Here is an 18,364-nt window from a genome sequence, read left to right as displayed (position 1 = left end):
CACTAACTGATTAAGAAAAATTTAAAACTCTTTTCTTAATCTATTTGTAATAAATTACATCATAAAATTTTATCGATATAATAAATAAAATTTTCTCAACATTATTTGATTTAATAACTATATTCAACCGCTCTCCAATCCATTACAATAATTTCACATTGGAAATACATGAATATTCTCAATGTTATAAATGGTTTATACCTTATAGGATTACTATGGGAAAGGATGTGAAATATCCAAAAAGAAATCATTTTTTATGATGAAATAAAAAATTTTAATGAAGAAAAAGTTATTTCATTATTTTCAATTTTCGTTAAAGTGCATGTATTTATAATCACTATGAGACAAGGAGCAGAATCCGAAAAAATTTTTGTAAATTAGAAAATTGCATTTCAAAAATAAGTTAAACGTTTATGGAGGGTTATATGAGCGAGAAAATTTATTACTGGTCTCCGATTAAGCATTGGGAGAAGTTGCATAATGAAGTTTTGATAGGGGAAATGAGATTTACAGGTATTCTGTCTGAGTGGTTTCCAGATTTTTATTTTATGGCTCAAAAAGGTGTGAAAATTAGTGAACTAGTAGAGCGCTTTTCGTTAGGAAATGTAGAAGAGACACAAAAAAACATAGAGCTCATGATAAAAAATCGTGTGTTAGTAAGTAATATATTACACCCAAGAGAAGTATTTTCTTCACAAGAAAAGATTTTTTCAAATCCATATAGCAACCAGATTCGCTTTTCTAAAGAAAAGTTAGATAAGTATATGAGTAAACAATTAAATCGCACGCACGTTGCTGCACGGTCGACCGAAATTCAACTTGAAACAACAAATGAGCTACCTACTATAATCAAGGAACGTAGGTCTTGTCGTCAATTTGATATGGAAAAACATATTAGTTTTTCGGAATTTTCCCGATTCTTATCAACTCTAAAACAGGTTAGGGAAGAAAAAATATACTATCATTACGCAAGTGCAGGCGGGCTCTATCCCATTGATATCTTTGTTTATGTAAAACCAAAACGTATAGAGGATATGAAAGCTGGATTTTATTATTATAACCCATCAAAAAATAGTCTTGTGATTGTAAACAACATTGATCAAGTAATCAAAAGTGATCATGAGTTAATTAATCAGGATTTATTTACTCAATCTGCCTTCTCAGTTTATTTGGTTTATAATGCGAACGCTTCCATCCCGAAATACGGTTCAGATGGATATTTATTTGCTTGTATTGAGTCAGGCATTATCACTGCTACCTTAAATATGGTTGCTGAGACATTAAATTTAGGGGTTTGTTCAGTCGGTCATATGAAATTTGAAGAGATTCAGCAATTTTTATGTTTGGATAATCATCAAGTGTTTCTCCATGGGCTTGAAGTTGGCTTGAAAATTAACGAGTAGAAGAAATGAATATTAGGGGGATAAAGATAAAAATGCAAATTAAAGATCGAAGTTCGATTCATGAAAATAAAGAAGTAGAAGCGTTTTGGAAGGAGCAATTATCTTCCGAGATTCTCGATTTTTCTGTATTTAAATTTAATAGCGATTACCGACTAAATAAAGAAACACCTTGTGAATACGTTCAAGTCATAGTGAATGTAGAATTTAGTAAAAGTATACAAAAAATAAGTAAGTCTCAAGATTTATTATTATTTAGCTGGTTTCAAGCCGCTTTAAGGGTTTGTTTGGCACATTATACAGATCAAGAAAGAATTACTATTGGTATTCCTATAATTGAAAAGAATCTTGAACAAAGTGAGAATCTTAATAAGTTGATTCCTTTAGGAAGTGAAATCCAGCCGCATCACACCTTTAAACAATTAGTAAATGAGATTGAACAAACGACTTTATTCGGGTATGAAAATCAGGAGTATCCGCTCTCTGAATTATTAGTTAAACACAATTTAACTCCTTTTCAAATTGTAATCGGGATGGAAGGATTACATAATGAAAATTCGCTAGCAGAATACGCAGAGAATAATTTAGCCCTATGGATACGAAGAAAATGGAATGAAATACATAATGAATTTGAATTTCAAATTTCTTGCAAGTCCCGTTCATTCTCTTCTTTGCAACAGTTTGCCAATTCGTATTGTTATGTTTTAAAGCAAGTTTCACAAAATCCGAATTTGGCATTGAAAGATATTTGTATTATTGCAGAAGAAGAAAAAGAGTTGTTAGAAGGATTGAATACTTTTCAAAAGGGCATAGACTTGTTTCAATCATTTCAAGATTTGTTTGAAGCGCAAGTATTAAAAACTCCAGATCAAATTGCTGTTGTTTGTAATGATCAATCTTTGACATATAGAGAATTGAATAAGAAAGCGAATCAATTGGCTTCGATTCTTCAAAGTAAAGGTGTTTCAAAAGAAAGTATTATTGGCGTTATGGTAGATCGGTCATTAGAAATGATTATTGGTATGATGGGGATTTTAAAAGCAGGAGCAGCGTATTTACCAATCGACCCTAACTACCCAACTGAACGAATTGAATATATGTTACAAGATAGTCAAGCAAAATATTTACTTAGTAAGCGAACAGAGGAAGTATTGCCACAATTTGCAGGTGAAGTACTGTATCTTGATAAAGAATATCTTTTTCAAGGTGAAGAAAGTAATTTAGTACGAGAACATAATCCTAATGATTTAGCTTATGTTATTTACACATCAGGATCGACAGGAAATCCAAAAGGGGTAATGATAGAACAAAAATCGCTAGTTCATTTTTTAAATGTAATGAGAGAAAAAGTAAAAGCTAATCAATCATTCTTGTTTCTTGCTAGTGTATCTTTTGATATTTCCTTGTTAGAAATATGTCTTCCTTTAACGCAAGGTTCAAAAGTAGTAATTGCTACAGAGGACCAGTTTGCAACAAAAGAATTGGCTCATTTGGTCAAAAAACATAAGGTGGATTTATGGGAATCAACGCCATCGCGAATGGAAGTGATTTTGAGTGATCCAGAAGGGGCGATTTTTCTAAAAGATTTAAAATCTATTTTATTAGCAGGAGAATCATTTTCCATTGATTTGGTTGAAAAAATTCGTTGTATCAGTGAAGCAACAATTTTAAATATTTATGGTCCCACAGAAACAACCATTTGCGCAACAGTAAAAGACTTGAGCACTTCCAAAGAAGTTACGATTGGCAAACCTAACCCGAATTATCATTCCTATATATTGAATAAGTATGGCCAATTAAAACCATTTGGAATTCCCGGTGAACTCTGCATTGCTGGCGTAGCGGTAGCACGAGGGTATCTTGGTAAAAATAAACTGACAGATGAAAAGTTTGTACCGAGTCCTTTTGCGGCAGGGGAAATGATGTATCATACAGGTGATCTCGTTCGTTGGTTGCCTAATGGAGAACTTGAATATTTAGGTAGAATGGATCATCAAGTGAAAATTCGGGGGTATCGGATTGAATTAAGAGAAATCGAAACTCAATTAAGGGAATATCCAGAAATAAACCAGGCTATCGTTGTTGATCAAGTGTATGGAAATAGGAAATTATTAGCTGCCTACTATGTATCGGATAACAAGGTGTCTTTTGATGAAATCAGAAAATATTTAAGTGATAAATTACCTGAGTTTATGATTCCTGAAAAAATGATTCAGGTAGAAGAGATTCCATTGAATCCAAATGGAAAAGTGGATAGAAAAAGATTGTTGGATATAACACAAACGGATTATGTATCAATTCCATACCTTGCTCCGCGCAATGAAATTGAACAAAAATTAGTGCGTGCATGGGAAAAAGTTATGGAGATCGAGGGAATCGGTATTCATGATAATTTTTTTGCATTAAAAGGAGAATCTATTAAAGCACTTCAGGTAATTAATTTATTAAGAAAAGACGGCTTAAAAATAAGTACAACAGATTTTTTTAAGCACCCCACAATCGCTCAACTGAGTTCTTGTGTAAAGCTAGAGCATAAAGAGGAAAACTTTGAAAGTAGACCAACTCATGTTAAAGATTTGTCTAAGCCATTTTCCTTAACAGAAGTTCAGACAGCGTATATGATAGGACGGAATTCACAGTTTGAATTAAGTGGTATTTCCCCTCAAACATATTTTGAATATGAAACAGCTTTGGATATCAATCGTCTTTCAAAAAGTTTTCAAAAGGTAATTCATCGTCATCCAATGTTGCGAGCTGTAATTTTACCAGAGGGAAAACAGCAAATATTACAAAGCGTTCCTGATTACGAGATTGAAATAGTGAGTCTCATAGATTTAGATGATAGGAATCAACATGCTCGCTTACAAGAAGAGCGTTCTCGAATGACTAACCATGTATTCCCTTTGGGGCAATGGCCTTTGTTTGAATTGAAAGCTTTTCTTTTAAAAGAAGACACGTATTTATTATGTTTTCGATACGATGCTTTATTAATGGACGGAGCAAGCATGAACATTGTTGGACAGGATTTGTTGCATTATTATTATAAACCAAATCAAAAATTAGAATCTTTATCTTTTGATTTTCAAGATTATATGTTTATCTATGATGAAATGGAACAAAGCGAAGAATATAAAACAGCAAAAGATTATTGGACAAGTAAGCTTCCTGACTTTCCGTTTGCACCATCTTTGCTGTTAAAAAAGGATCCAGCAGAGATTGCTACTCCTAAATTCCAATCACTTACAAAAATCCTGGATAATAAAAAATGGACAAAGCTACGAAAGTTAGCACAAGAGAAAGAGGTAACGCCTTCCGCTCTACTTTGTACAATATATGGTGATGTGTTGGCACATTGGAGTAATCAACGTCGATTAGCAATTAACTTGACTGTATTTAACCGTTATCCTGTTCATGATGAAGTAGAACAGATTGTTGGAGATTTCACATCACTTATTTTATTGGATGTTGATGTAAAACCAGAGCAAACTTTCTTTACTAGAGTAAAAGAAACGCAAGCTACTTTATTAGATGGCCTTGAACATCGTCATTACGATGGAGTTAACTTTATTCGAGATTTTACTCGATATCATCAAATGACGCCAAAAGCAGTTATGCCAATCGTTTTCACCTCGATGTTAGCAGGTGCAGGTGCTTTCTCTTGGGAACAACTTGGTTCTCTTCGCTATATTCATGCTCGGACTCCACAAGTGTATTTGGATAATGTAGTAATTGAAAAAAATGGAGAGTTATTAATTAGCTGGAACTATGTTGAAGAGTTGTTTGATGTTGATGTAATAGAAGCAATGTTTTCCCAATTTGTTGACTTATTGGAACAATTGGTGAAACAAAGCGATATAACATCTTTGCAGATGAAAGAATCGGATCAAACTTTAATTAAGCAATACAATGAAACAACAGAAAAAATACCTTCAACTACTCTGTATCAATTATTTACAGACCAAGTAAAACGTACACCGGATGAAGTAGCAGTGGTATTTGAACAAGAATGGTTAACATACTCGGAACTTCATAAACGTTCTAATCAAATTGCCCACTTCTTAAAAGAGCAAGGTATTGGTCTAGGTGACAAAGTGGGTCTTTTAGCAAAAAGGCGAGTTGACACAATTGTTAATATGTTAGGTGTTTTAAAATCAGGTGCCGCTTATGTTCCGATTGATCCCGATCATCCTTTAGATCGCCAAACATATATTTTAAAAAATAGCTCATGCAAGCTTTTATTAGAACCTAGTCTTTATGAAGAAAATCATTTGTCATTTTATACAACAGAAGATATGCCCGCTATTGCTGGTCCAGAAGATATTGCCTATATTATATACACTTCAGGAAGTACAGGAAAACCAAAAGGAGTAATTATTACTCACCAAGCGGTTACAAATACTATTCAAGACATAAATCAAAAATATGAGGTGAATGAAGATGATCGTATTATTGGTATCTCTTCCATGTGTTTTGACCTATCTGTATACGATATTTTCGGAGCTTTAAGCACAGGTGCAATGTTAGTAATGATTCGTGATCCGAGAGACATGCAAGAATTAATCCGCACTGTCGAACGTAGAGGGATTACAATTTGGAATACAGTGCCTGCAATCATGGATTTGGCATTGGAGCAAGTAGGTTCTCATTTTGAATATCCTTCTTTACGTTTAGTTTTACATAGTGGAGATTGGATTCCGCTTTCTTTACCAGAAAAAATAAAACGACATTTTCCGATTGCAGAAGTAGTCTCACTAGGAGGGGCAACAGAAGCATCGATTTGGTCAATTTATTATCCGGTCAAACAGGTGGAATCACATTGGAATAGTATTCCATACGGGATGCCCTTGGCAAACCAAACGTATTATGTGTTGAACTATGAAAAGAAAATGTGCCCTGTTGGTGTAATTGGAGATTTATATATCGGGGGAGTGGGCCTTGCTAAAGGATATTTAAATGATGAAAAGAAAACAAATGAAGCGTTTGTGTCACATCCTGATTTTGGTCTTATATATAAAACAGGGGATTGTGGAAAAATGCATTCTGAGGGATATATTGAATTTTTAGGCCGCCAAGATTACCAAGTGAAAATTCAGGGATATCGAGTAGAGTTAGAAGAAATCTCTCATTGTCTTCTAACTTATAAACAAGTCGAACATGCTGTCGTAATTGATCAAACAGATGAGAACGGAATAAAATTTTTAGTTGCATATGTGGTAACTGAGCAAAATATTAGTACAACAGAACTACGAAAGCATTTGCAAGATCACTTGCCAGATTATATGATTCCTTCTTATTTTGTTTATTTGGACCAATTACCCCTGACTCCAAACGGGAAATTAGATAGAAAAGCGCTCCCTACTCCGGAGAAACAAAAAAATGAAGTATTTATTGCCCCAAAAACTGAAATGGAAAAAATATTAACTAGTATTTGGCAAGAAGTACTCAAAATAGATCAAGTTGGAGTAAATGATCATTTCTTCGCCTTAGGTGGAGATTCGATAAAAGCGATTCAAGTGTCCGTCAGACTGTATCGACAAGGATTCGAGCTTGAACCAAAAAATATATTTTCATTTCCTATATTAAGGGACATGGTTCAATTTGTTAAAAAGCTAGACCAGTTTTCAAGTTCACAAACAAATGATGTAAACATAATGAACGATAATAAAGCTACATTACTAAATGTTAAAGATAAACAACTTAATCAACATACACTTAACAAAATACAAGAAAAAATGCCGGATATAAAAATAGAACGTATTTACCCGTTAGCACCTTTCCAGGAAGTTATTTATGAGCATGCTACGAATGAACCTGATACAAATGCATATTTTGAACAAACAATTTGGGCACTTGAGGGGGAGCTGGATATTAAACTCTTTATTCAGTGTTTCCAACAGTTAGTTGATCGTCATGATTCTTTAAGAACAATAATTGTGCAAGATGAACAAGCAAAACCTTGGCAAGCTGTTCTATATGATGTTCAAATAAATTCAGAAATAAAAAACTTGATTGAGATGACGAAACAAGAACAGCAAGAATTCCTAAAACAGTGGATGAATGAAAATTTAAGTCGAGGATTTAAAAATGATGAACTTATGACACGTCTCTGTATATTCCAACTAGGTAATAACGAGCATAAAGTAATTTGGAGTTCCCATCATCTATTATGTGATGGTTGGAGCGTCAGCATTTTGATAGACGAATTATTCCAGCTCTACGAAACTACAAATGCCGGAACTACGGCGGGGTTACCCATGGTAAAACCTTTTGAAACATTTATAGATTGGACTTTGGCACAAGATCATGAGAAAGCACGTCATTTTTGGCGAGATTATTTATCAGGATACAATCAGAAAATTAGTATTCCTAAAAAGAAAGTCCCATCTAAAAGTGAAGGGTTAAACTTCACTTTTATGGATTTAACATTAGATAAGGATTTGACTGATCAGTTACAAACATTTGTAACTAAAAATAATATAACTATGAATACGGCATTACTAGCTGTATGGGGAATATTGCTTGGCAAATTCAACGGAACGAGAGAAGTAGTATTGCCTAACCTAGTATCAGTCAGACCTCCCGAAGTAGAAGGAATTGAAAATATGTTCGGTCTGTTCACAAATGTTTTGCCTATCCGATTAGCATGGACAGAAACGCAATCTTTTGTGGACTTCCTGCAAAAGGTACAACTAGAGACATTGAAATGTAATGAGTATGCATACTATTCATTTGTTGATATACAAAAGCAAAGTGAATTAAAAACTGAGTTGACTGACCATCTTTGGGTTTTTGAAAACTATCCAACTAATCCAGCAATCTTTTCTTCAAATGAAAACAGACATTTTGCTATCACGGATTACGAAGTTGTTGATGAGCCACATGTAAAGTATGGAATTATGTGCTTCCCTGAAGAAAGACTTACAATAAAGTTTGGATATGATCAAACGGTATATGAAACAGAGAAAATACAGGAAATATTAAATCACATCCAGGGGTTAATCAACACGATTCTTCAAAATCCAATACAAACAATTTGTGATTACAAATTATAAAAATGAAAAGGCGAGCAAGAACTCGCCTTTTTAAATAGAATAGGAGTAAATCAAATGACAAAAAAATTACAGTTATCAGCCGAAGAAATGCGTCAGTTAGGATATCAAGCGGTTGACTTAATTGTTGATCATATGAATCATTTAAAAAGTAAACCAGTTTCAGAAACGATTGATAGTAATATTTTTAGAGACAAGCTAATTGAAACGATTCCGGAAAACGGATCTAATCCAAAAGAATTACTTCATTTTCTTAATAACAATGTGTTTAATCAAATTACTCATGTGGATCATCCTCATTTTATGGCTTTTGTGCCAGGTCCTAATAATTATGTTGGTGTATTAGCAGATTTTTTAGCAAGTGGGTTTAATGTATTTCCTACAGCTTGGATAGTAGGTGCAGGTGCCGAACAAATTGAATTAACGACAATTAACTGGTTAAAATCAATGCTAGGATTCCCTGATTCAGCTGAAGGATTATTTGTCAGTGGTGGTTCCATGGCTAATTTGACTGCACTTACTGTAGCGAGACAGGTCAAGCTGAATAATGACATAGAAAATGCGATTGTTTATTTTTCTAACCAAACTCATTTTTCTGTAGATCGAGCACTTAAAGTATTAGGTTTTAAACAGCATCAAATTTGCCGAATTGAGACAGATGAAGACTTAAAAATTTCAGTTAGTACTTTAAGAAAACAAATAAAAGAAGATCGATTAAAAGGGAAAAAACCATTCTGTGTTATTGCTAATGCAGGGACAACGAATTGCGGAGCGGTGGACTCCCTCGATGAATTGGCTGATGTATGTGGTGATGAAGATATATGGCTACACGTGGATGGGGCTTATGGGGCTGCAGCAATTCTCAGTGAAAAAGGAAGGGAGTTATTAAGTGGAATTCATCGTGCCGATTCTTTAACGTTAGACCCGCATAAATGGCTTTTTCAGCCTTATGATGTTGGTTGTGTACTTATTCGAAATAGCCAATATTTAAGTGAAACATTCCGTATGATCCCAGAGTATATTAAGGATACAGAAACTAATATAGAAGAAAAAGTGAATTTTGGGGAGCGTGGAATTGAACTTTCTCGTAGATTTAGAGCATTAAAGGTATGGCTTTCTTTTAAAGCATTCGGAGTTACAGCTTTTCGTGAGGCAATTGATCATGGCATTATGCTAGCTGAACAAGTTGAAGAGTTTTTAAGGAAAGAAAAAGATTGGGAAGTAGTAACACCTGCCCAATTAGGAATTGTTACTTTTCGTTATATTCCATGTGAGCTAACATCTACAGATACAATTCATGAAATAAACAAAAAATTGGTGGAAGAAATTAATCAAAGAGGATTTGCTATGCTAAGTACGACTAAATTAAAAGAAAAAGTAGTAATTCGACTTTGCTCTATCAACCCAAGAACAACAAAAGAAGAAATACTTCAAATCATGATGAACATAAAAGCATTAGCAGAGGAAATAAACACATCGCCTAAACATCTTATATCTGTTTCTCAACCTTGATATATTAGGCGGATTTTACATATTAATAGCCGATTCTTATTTAGAATCGGCTATTATATTTAAATGATAAATACATATATACTATTTATAAGTGTTTCTCTTGTAATGGGATTAAGCCTCAACCTTGGATACTCGTTTGAAACCAGTCTTTATTGCTTGTACTATTTCGTTCACAGCATAAATAGATACATCGGCATTTGGATTTAACCCTTCAAACCAGTGATAGGCATTTGGATATAAATGAAACTCCACATCAACACCAGCTTGTGCTAGTTTGCTTACATAGGTTAATGTTTCGCTGCGGAATGGATCTAATTGACCAACAAATGTGTAAGTATACGGTAAGTCACTATAATCCTCAGCTCGAGAAGGTGCTGCATAGGCAGGGATTTGATCCGTTCCATACATTTCTCCTAAATACATTTTCCAGCCAGCTTCATTTGCCTTTTGGTTCCAAACAAATCCCTCTTTAATTTCATTCGCTGAAGGTGTATCATTTCTGTCATCAATCATTGGATATAGTGGCATTTGTAAACAAATTGAAGGATATTTTCGATCTCGTGCTAATAATGATAATGCTGCTGTTAGTCCACCGCCAGCGCTTACTCCTGCAACCCCAATTCGATTCGAATCAATGTTTAATGACTTTGCATTATCAGCAATCCATTTTAAAGCTGAATAACAATCCTCAATTGGTGCTGGGTAAGGGTGTTCAGGTGCTAAGCGGTAGTCTACAGACACGACCACACAGCTAGCTTCTTTTGCAAACCTCATACAAGTATCATCGTTATCATCTATAGACCCTAAGATATAACCTCCACCATGTATCCATAATAAGACAGGTAAAGATTCATGATTTGATTTTGGACGATAAATTCGTAATGGTAACAGATTATCATCAGGCCCAACAATGACTTTATCTGTTAAAGAAAGAGAGTCATCAACAACGGTAGGTGGTCTCATTTGAGCTATTCCTTCTCTGATTGATTGCAAATTTTCTGGGCGTAAATCGAGATCCGGAAACATCTCTAACCCTTGTAATAATTCTGGATTTACTCTAGTTTTCATTTTAGCACCTCTATTTGTAATTGTTTTCAAATAAATGAAGTGTATTCTAAGTAGTTTAATTGTGAAAGAACACCACAATTAAATTGTAAATTGGATATGTTATAACGGTCAACAGAATATTCGGAAATTAAAACCTTTCTCAAGAAGGAGTTTCATGCAATCAATAATACAAGTAGTGGATTTAAGAGCAAAGAGGTTTAATGTCGTTGTAATTATGTACATTAGAAAAATTTCTTTTCTAGACTCATGAAGAATTATGAAAAGCAAAATTTTATAGATGGTTATCTTAAAAATAAACAAAGAGAGAAGAACTAACCAATGTTCTTCTCTCTTTTTCATATGTAATTAGGGTATCCATAACTGTAAATATGGATGGTATAGATTAATGGATGAATAATTTATTTTTAAATTAATAACGTAATACATAAAGATTTTTGTATGTAATATTTCATATACAGGGACCACTGGTGAAAATGCTGAGCAATGTTTTTCCATATGGTAAATTAGTTCCTTAGTTATTTATTTTATTTTATTTTATTTTATTTTCAATCGTGTAAGGCTTGGGCTAAGATTTACAAAGGTGACTAGTAAAAAATATAACAATACAAGTATAAGATTTTGTACTTAGTAATCTCGCGATTTAAGGCATGACATTGATAAGTGTGGGGAGTTCAATCGATTTTGAATAAAATCAATAGTATCAGTTGCAATTTTTTTACGTTTAAGAACTATCCCGGCATGCCCACATGTATAAATATATCGTGTAGGCCTTTCCCAAGATTTCCACAAGTAGTCTGTATCCTCAGAATGCACATATAGATCGTGCTTACCTGAAATTAATAAAATATTTTCTTTTTTTACTTTTGGTAATGCTTGACTCGGTTCAGTGATTTTCCAATAATCTATTAAATCATCATACGTTACACCATGATGTTCCAAGTCTTCTCTAATAAATTTACCTGGAGTTGTATTCCAAATTGAATAAGAGAGTCGATTTGCATAGAAAATGGATGCTAACACATCAATTTCTTCTTCAACAAGAGAGGTTAAGTTAGTAATAAATCCACCTAAACTAATTCCTATTAGAATCAGGGGACCATTTTTATTTGCTTTAATCCATTTAATCAAAGCTCGTAAATCAGCTACCGCTTGTCTAGTTGCTTGTACTGTTCGTTCAATATTTGCACTTACCATATACTCTCCACTGAAAAAGGATTGATCGGGTTTTCTTTCAAAATGATAGGGTAGAGTGAAATAATACATATTCCACTTCAGGCTGGTCATATGATCGTGGAATATTCTTTTCACACGTTCGTTAGAATCCATTCTCCAACCGTGAACAAAGATAACATGAGGTGCATTTTCATTTTTATGTAAGAATAATTCCCCAGTTACAGAGTCGTTGCGTGAATCACCGGATTGAACTGAGCTTTTATATTTGAATTGCCCAGCCATGTATTCCTTTTCCTGTTTTGAATGCTTAATGTCAAAATGAATATGTGATGGTTTTACTTTATAAAAAGATTCTATGTCCTTTATATTTAATGAAGTGTTAGAAAGGGAAGTATACTGAAACGCTACACTTCTTTTTTTGTGTAAATCATATAAGGCGTACCGATCAATGAGTTTTGAAAAAATCAAATTAACCTCCTCCAAAATACATATTGTTTAAAACATGGACAAAATTTATGGTGTAAATTAATTATAAAATATTCTCTTTTCCTAATAGTAGGTGATAAATTTGCATATCATATTATAAAGCTTGCAATAAAATAAAACTATAAATAAATTATACTAAAATCTAAAAAGCAATTTAATATTCTTATTTATATAAGAGAATATTAAATTGCTTATTTTCGTATTAAAAGATGCACCTTTTAAAGTGACGTGATTTGTATGAGATACAGTAACTATATTAAAATCCCTATTATAGATATCCAAATAGGTTTCTCTATATTTATTGTATAGAAATTACACAGTAAATATTTTTTGTGCTACATACATTAAATTAATCTTAACCTTTTCTTTTATATAAATTTATTAAACGGAATAACTCCTTACCAATATTCAAAAACGGCTGCGTTTTTGAATTTGTGTTCTAGCTTTTCTGAAACAGGTAAATAACTACACATAAACTCCTTATATCTCTAGTTAAACTACCGATTAGCTCCATATAAACTCTAGATAACCTATATAGAATACAAGATATCAAGGAGGTAAGAAAAAATGAATTTTATGAAACGAGCAATTCTCAGTATGAAAAAAAGGATAGGAACATCATTAATTTTGATGGCAGTTTTTCTGATTGTTACAAATTTGGTTCTTTCAGGTTTTACAATCCAAAATGCGTCAAAAAAAGCAGCGGATGCTGCGAGAAAAAAACTTGGTGCAGATGTTACTTTAGGTCTTGATTTCGACAAATTAGGTCAAAAAGCTAAGGAAACTGGAGAAATGCCAAGTCCGCCGCAGCTCGATACAAAAGAAACAGAACAATTAGCGAAGTCCAAGTATGTAAAAGACTATAATTACATAGCTAACACTTTCGGTATTTCTGATGGACTTAAACTAGTAGGAGCTTCAGAAGGAGAAGAAGGTAAAGGTAAAGCGGGAATAGCGGCTGTGCGAGGCGGTTCAAGCTCTGGTACAGAAATAGATATGAATGCTTCTTTTATGATTGAGGGAGTCCGCAAGACTGCATTACAAGAAAGCTTTAAAAACGGAAAAAGTAAAATCATTGATGGAAAACCAATTACAGAGCAAATGAAGAATCAGAATGTAGCTTTAATGGAAAAACGATTAGCGGAATTAAACAATTTGAAAGTAGGAGACAAAGTTAAAGTGCAATCAGGGGATAAGAAGGAAACCCTTGAGGTTGAAATTATTGGTATTTACGAAACAAATGAGCAAGCAATGGGTCAACAGGCTCCTCCTATTATGGATCCGGCTAATAAACTATATATGCCGCATTCAACTATGAAAAAATTAGAAGTAGACCAAGGTATAAGTAGTGTTCAAGTCGTGTATTTTTTGAATGATCCACAATATATTGATGCATTTAAAAAAGAAGCAAAAAAATCTAATATTGATTTTAATTATTATAAATTAGATGCGCATGATTCATTGTACAAGCAAATGATTGGTCCTATTGAAAATATCTCTTCGACTTCTCAAATGATCATTTATATTGTATCGATTGCAGGTGCGATCATTTTAGGATTAATCATTATGCTATCAATTAAAGGGCGTCGTAAAGAAATGGGAATTCTATTGTCTATTGGAGAGAAAAAGTGGAAACTGATGGCGCAATTCGTAGTAGAAGTAGTGTGTGTCGCTATTTTAGCATTTGGATTATCCATAACAACAGGAGCTAAAGTTTCTCAATATATCGGGGATAATTTACTTTCGAATGAAATTGCTACTGCGAGCGAAGAAACAGATACCTCGCAACATGGTACTGTAATGATGGCTGGACCTGGTGGTACTCTACAAAATCAAAAAGAAGATCCAATTGATAAAATTGATGTAAGTGTAACAGGAGAAGATGTAGGGAAAATGGGGGGGATTGGACTAGGTATTGCTATAATAGCAACGCTTCTTCCAGCATTATCTATTCTACGTTTAAACCCAAAACAAATTCTTTTAAAAGATGAATGAGGAGGCTCGATATGGAGACGATTTTACAGTTTAAAAATTTGGATTATTATTATGAAAGTAATGGGAAAAATGTAGCGATACTAGATAATGTTAACTTTTCTTTTCAAAAAGGACATTTCTACACGATTTTAGGACCATCTGGATCTGGTAAAACCACAACTCTGAGCTTAGGTTGTGGACTGGATGTCCCTAAAAATGGTTATGTACTGTATAATGGCAAAGATATTAGAAAAATTGGTTTGGATCGATACCGTAATCAAAATGTATCTGTAATTTTCCAATCTTATAACTTAATTACCTATATGACCGCTCTTCAAAATGTCTTAACAGCAATGGAAATTACAGGTGTTAAAGTGCAAAATAAAACAGCAAGAGCATTAGAATTATTAAAGAGGGTAGGACTCACAGAACTTGAAGCGAAACGAAACGTATTGCAACTAAGCGGTGGACAACAACAGCGTGTAGCAATTGCTCGAGCACTATCTTGTAATGTTGATTTACTGATTGCAGATGAGCCGACAGGAAACCTCGACGAGGAAACCGCAATGGATATAATAGAACTGTTTCAAGAACTTGCACATAAAGAGAATAAATGCATTATTGTTGTGACTCACTCACAGGAGGTTGCTAAAAAATCAGATCGTGCAGTGTATTTAAGTAAGAAGAAGTTAGTCATAAATGAAATCTAATATAAACATCGTAGCTGTTTAATTCACATATTTTTCAAAAACTAGACCTTTCAAAAGCTTATATTTGATTTATAATAAAATCAAGCCATAATCAAAATGGTCTCCCTGTACTGAATGTTAAAATAGTTTGTCGTTCCCGTTTTAATAATATTTTTAAAAGAACTTGTAGGATATTCTACAAGTTCTTTTTATTATAATTGGTTACCTATCATGGGATAATTACACATAAAAAACGGGACAATACCTAGATATATAATCTAAATGCTGTCCCATTTACCTGTGTATCTGTATAGTTATTGTAGAATCAAACCTACAATCATAATTAAACTAAATACTATCATCCAACCAAAGGCACAATAGCCAAAAATACTAATCCATTTAGGTAATTGATTCATGTTAATTTTATTTGTGGGAACTCCTTGCATAGAAAACATCATTTTTTGATCTCTATCTCTATTATTTTGTTGTTCATACATAATATCATCACCTTTCCAGAACTATTGTGTTTATAGTATATCAGCCTAAATAAAATTATGTACAGAATAAGAGGGGATAACATATATATTATGTGGTGAATTTTATAAATAAAGACATTTAATTGCCATGGTTCTAAGCGCTAATCCGTTATAAATTCTGAAAAAGAGCCCTACATAAATAGGACTCTTTTTCTTCAAATATTAAGTTGCTGGATATACATCAGAACCAAGGTAACGTTCTTTTATAATTTGAAGATGATGAAGCTCATGACCAGCAATGATGTATGCTAATGCACGAACTGTAACTTCAGAATTATTCGCATTTCCTCTTTGTGACCAAGCTTCTTTATCTAAGCTTCTAAGTAAATACAGGGTAGATTGGCGAACAACTATTAAATTCTCAAGAAGATCTTGCATAGATTGCTTATCAAAAGCAGCTCTAATAACATACATATCATCATTATAGCCTGGAAGTTCTGCTGTCTCGCCTCGAGCGATAGATAGCAATCGATACGCCATAATCCGTTCTGTATCTGCTATATGACCCATTACTTCTTTTATACTCCATTTAGTAGGAGCATACCGGAAAAGTCCCTCACTATCAGAAATTTCCTTTAATAAGAGATTCGTTTCCTTCATTTGTTGTTCTAGAATATGTATGATATTTCCGTCTGATACCAAGTTGGTATACGTTGCATAATAGGAGTTATATTCACTTACTTGTGGCCTTATTTGCATACGAATCATCCTTTATGTTTTATGTTTAATCTTTACATATAGCTTACCATAAAAGAATTTTAAATTAATCTGAAAAATGGAGGGAAATATGCATTTTTCATCTTCCTTTTCAGTTTCATAGATGAAATGCATCTCAAATAAGAGAATCTAATTTGCTGCTAAGCGGAATTTCGTTTTTGCTGTTATAGTAAAAGATAAATATGTAAATTGAATACAGTTTGTCACCACTTATGATAATTACCATTTAAGAAGCAATATATATCATTAAACGAAAAACCTGTTAATAAGTTTATACTTACCACAAAAACAAACAAACTCGTCCTATTTAAAGGAGAGTTTGTTTGTTTTTGTGTTTAGATAATGGAATACTCATGCAAAATTGTACACTATGTTCCATATTTTTTATTGAATACTTTATATCTAACGTTTCAAGAATTTGTTTAACAATATATAGCCCCAAACCATTTCCTCCAGTATTTCGATTCCTTGATTTTTCAATTCGATAAAATGGTTTGAAAATTTGTTGTATCTCTTCATCTTTAATATTGACACCTGTATTTATAATTTGCATTTCGATTTGACTTTGTTTAGAATCCTCACTTAACTTTATATAGACTTTTTCATTATGTGGTGAATACATAACCGCATTATGGACAATATTTTTACATGCTTTTTCTAAAAGGGCACAATCTGTATAAATAGCAAGGCCAAAATCAATTTCTTTTATTATTTCGATGTTTTTTTGAGAAGCAAAAAATTCGAGATCTTTTGTAATTGTCCCTATTAATTTTGAAAGATTAACTTTCTCTACTTTTAGTTTGAAGGTGTGTTGTTCTAATTTCGATACGCTTAAAATTTCACGAACTAATTGTTCCATACTTTCAATAATTTGATGATTCTTCTTTAAATATTGATCGCGATTTTGATAAGGGCCAATATTGTATATCATTCCTTCTAAGTATCCTTTCATTACAGTAAGAGGGGACTTTAATTCATGTGCTACAATCGCAAAAAACTCTCTGCGTTTTGTTTCTATTTCTCTTTCTTTTTCAATATCATTTTTTAATTGTTCATTTGCTTTTTTTAAATCAAACATAGCTTGTTGCAAGTTAATAGACATGTCATTCAAACTATTAGATAATTCTCCTAACTCATCTGTAGAGCGAACCTCAATTTTTTCGGAGAAATCTAAATTTGCCATCTTTTGTGCACCTTCATTAATATAAATAAGTGGCTTTGTAATAAACCTGGAATAAAAATAAGCACTCCCTATACCAATAACGAGCACAATGATACTAATATAGGGGAGAAAGCGTACTAAAACCTGTGAAGCTTCATCAATCGGTTGAAATGTAGCAAACACTACAAGCGTTAAACTACCATCTTGAAATTGAATTGGTTTCGTAGCGTTATATGAATTGCTAAGGGTACTTGCATTCTCGAATCGTGTTGCTTTAGTAACTACTGTTTTTTGCGTACCACTTTGAATAAAAGAAAATGAAGGAGAGTAAATAATTACTCCTTCTTTATTTTGAAGATAAAGCATCGCATTATTTTTTTTTGCGTATTCATCAAAAAGTGGTATCGCATCTTGAAACGTAAGATTTTTAGATTTATCAATGATTTCGTTTATCCCTGTTTGAAGTTGATCTGTTTTATATTGCTCATAAAACGTAGGGAGAAAGAAGTATAAAGTTAAATAGATCAATACTGCAAAGGATAACAAAATGAGAGATGTAGTCATAAAGAGTTTGTAAGTAATTTGCTTCATCTTCATG

At 33.0% G+C, this 18,364-nt stretch carries 10 protein-coding genes; 5 read left to right on the top strand and 5 right to left on the bottom strand.

All coding sequences use genetic code 11. From position 1 onward, the window contains the following. Positions 1–425: 425 nt before the first annotated feature. The 3 genes from MHH55_RS07680 to MHH55_RS07670 are packed head-to-tail and all read left to right on the top strand — an operon-like array spanning position 426 to position 9,961. Positions 426–1,403 (top strand): SagB/ThcOx family dehydrogenase, encoded by a 978-nt coding sequence (locus MHH55_RS07680; protein ID WP_001290968.1) that lies wholly within the window; start codon positions 426–428, stop codon positions 1,401–1,403. A gap of 32 nt (positions 1,404–1,435) precedes the next feature. After that, on the top strand, positions 1,436–8,452 hold the full coding sequence (locus MHH55_RS07675; protein ID WP_139362502.1) for a non-ribosomal peptide synthetase: 7,017 nt from the start codon (positions 1,436–1,438) through the stop codon (positions 8,450–8,452). A 54-nt stretch (positions 8,453–8,506) separates the two neighbouring features. Further along, on the top strand, positions 8,507–9,961 hold the full coding sequence (locus tag MHH55_RS07670; protein ID WP_000162820.1) for a pyridoxal phosphate-dependent decarboxylase family protein: 1,455 nt from the start codon (positions 8,507–8,509) through the stop codon (positions 9,959–9,961). 111 nt (positions 9,962–10,072) lie between these two features. On the opposite strand, the gene MHH55_RS07665 is transcribed toward MHH55_RS07670, so the two are convergent. Then, positions 10,073–11,029 (bottom strand): alpha/beta hydrolase, encoded by a 957-nt coding sequence (locus MHH55_RS07665; RefSeq protein WP_000857937.1) that lies wholly within the window; start codon positions 11,027–11,029, stop codon positions 10,073–10,075. A 624-nt stretch (positions 11,030–11,653) separates the two neighbouring features. Next, entirely contained in the window at positions 11,654–12,670 is a 1,017-nt protein-coding gene (locus MHH55_RS07660; RefSeq protein ID WP_000577716.1) for an alpha/beta hydrolase, read from the bottom strand. Between the two features lie 585 nt (positions 12,671–13,255). Here MHH55_RS07660 and MHH55_RS07655 point away from each other — a divergent pair. Further along, positions 13,256–14,683: an ABC transporter permease gene (locus MHH55_RS07655; protein WP_001010221.1), complete on the top strand. Its 1,428-nt coding sequence runs from the start codon at positions 13,256–13,258 to the stop codon at positions 14,681–14,683. Positions 14,684–14,694: 11 nt separating this feature from the next. Continuing rightward, positions 14,695–15,372, top strand: a complete 678-nt coding sequence (locus tag MHH55_RS07650) for an ABC transporter ATP-binding protein (RefSeq protein WP_000447856.1) — start codon at positions 14,695–14,697, stop codon at positions 15,370–15,372. Between the two features lie 293 nt (positions 15,373–15,665). Here MHH55_RS07650 and MHH55_RS07645 read toward each other — a convergent pair whose 3' ends face one another. From MHH55_RS07645 to MHH55_RS07635, 3 genes are all read right to left on the bottom strand, one after another. After that, positions 15,666–15,848 (bottom strand): hypothetical protein, encoded by a 183-nt coding sequence (locus MHH55_RS07645; protein WP_000273239.1) that lies wholly within the window; start codon positions 15,846–15,848, stop codon positions 15,666–15,668. A gap of 201 nt (positions 15,849–16,049) precedes the next feature. Further along, on the bottom strand, positions 16,050–16,586 hold the full coding sequence (locus MHH55_RS07640; protein WP_074555073.1) for a DinB family protein: 537 nt from the start codon (positions 16,584–16,586) through the stop codon (positions 16,050–16,052). A 325-nt stretch (positions 16,587–16,911) separates the two neighbouring features. Then, on the bottom strand, positions 16,912–18,363 hold the full coding sequence (locus MHH55_RS07635) for a sensor histidine kinase (RefSeq protein ID WP_033695141.1): 1,452 nt from the start codon (positions 18,361–18,363) through the stop codon (positions 16,912–16,914). Between the last annotated feature and the right edge of the window lies 1 nt (position 18,364).

This window comes from Bacillus sp. FSL K6-2944, assembly GCF_038005385.1.
GTDB lineage: Bacteria > Bacillota > Bacilli > Bacillales > Bacillaceae_G > Bacillus_A > Bacillus_A cereus.
The sequence above is the reverse complement of the archived record's forward strand: the minus strand, read 5'-3'. Positions and strand labels throughout refer to the sequence as shown.

Bases quoted from the DNA above. Each gene is read 5' to 3' on its own strand.
- MHH55_RS07650 (WP_000447856.1), top strand. From the start codon at position 14,695: ATGGAGACGATTTTACAGTTTAAAAATTTGGATTATTATTATGAAAGT.
- MHH55_RS07645 (WP_000273239.1), bottom strand. From the start codon at position 15,848: ATGTATGAACAACAAAATAATAGAGATAGAGATCAAAAAATGATGTTT.
- MHH55_RS07640 (WP_074555073.1), bottom strand. From the start codon at position 16,586: ATGCAAATAAGGCCACAAGTAAGTGAATATAACTCCTATTATGCAACG.
- MHH55_RS07635 (WP_033695141.1), bottom strand. From the start codon at position 18,363: ATGAAGATGAAGCAAATTACTTACAAACTCTTTATGACTACATCTCTC.
- MHH55_RS07655 (WP_001010221.1), top strand. From the start codon at position 13,256: ATGAATTTTATGAAACGAGCAATTCTCAGTATGAAAAAAAGGATAGGA.
- MHH55_RS07665 (WP_000857937.1), bottom strand. From the start codon at position 11,029: ATGAAAACTAGAGTAAATCCAGAATTATTACAAGGGTTAGAGATGTTT.
- MHH55_RS07675 (WP_139362502.1), top strand. From the start codon at position 1,436: ATGCAAATTAAAGATCGAAGTTCGATTCATGAAAATAAAGAAGTAGAA.
- MHH55_RS07670 (WP_000162820.1), top strand. From the start codon at position 8,507: ATGACAAAAAAATTACAGTTATCAGCCGAAGAAATGCGTCAGTTAGGA.
- MHH55_RS07680 (WP_001290968.1), top strand. From the start codon at position 426: ATGAGCGAGAAAATTTATTACTGGTCTCCGATTAAGCATTGGGAGAAG.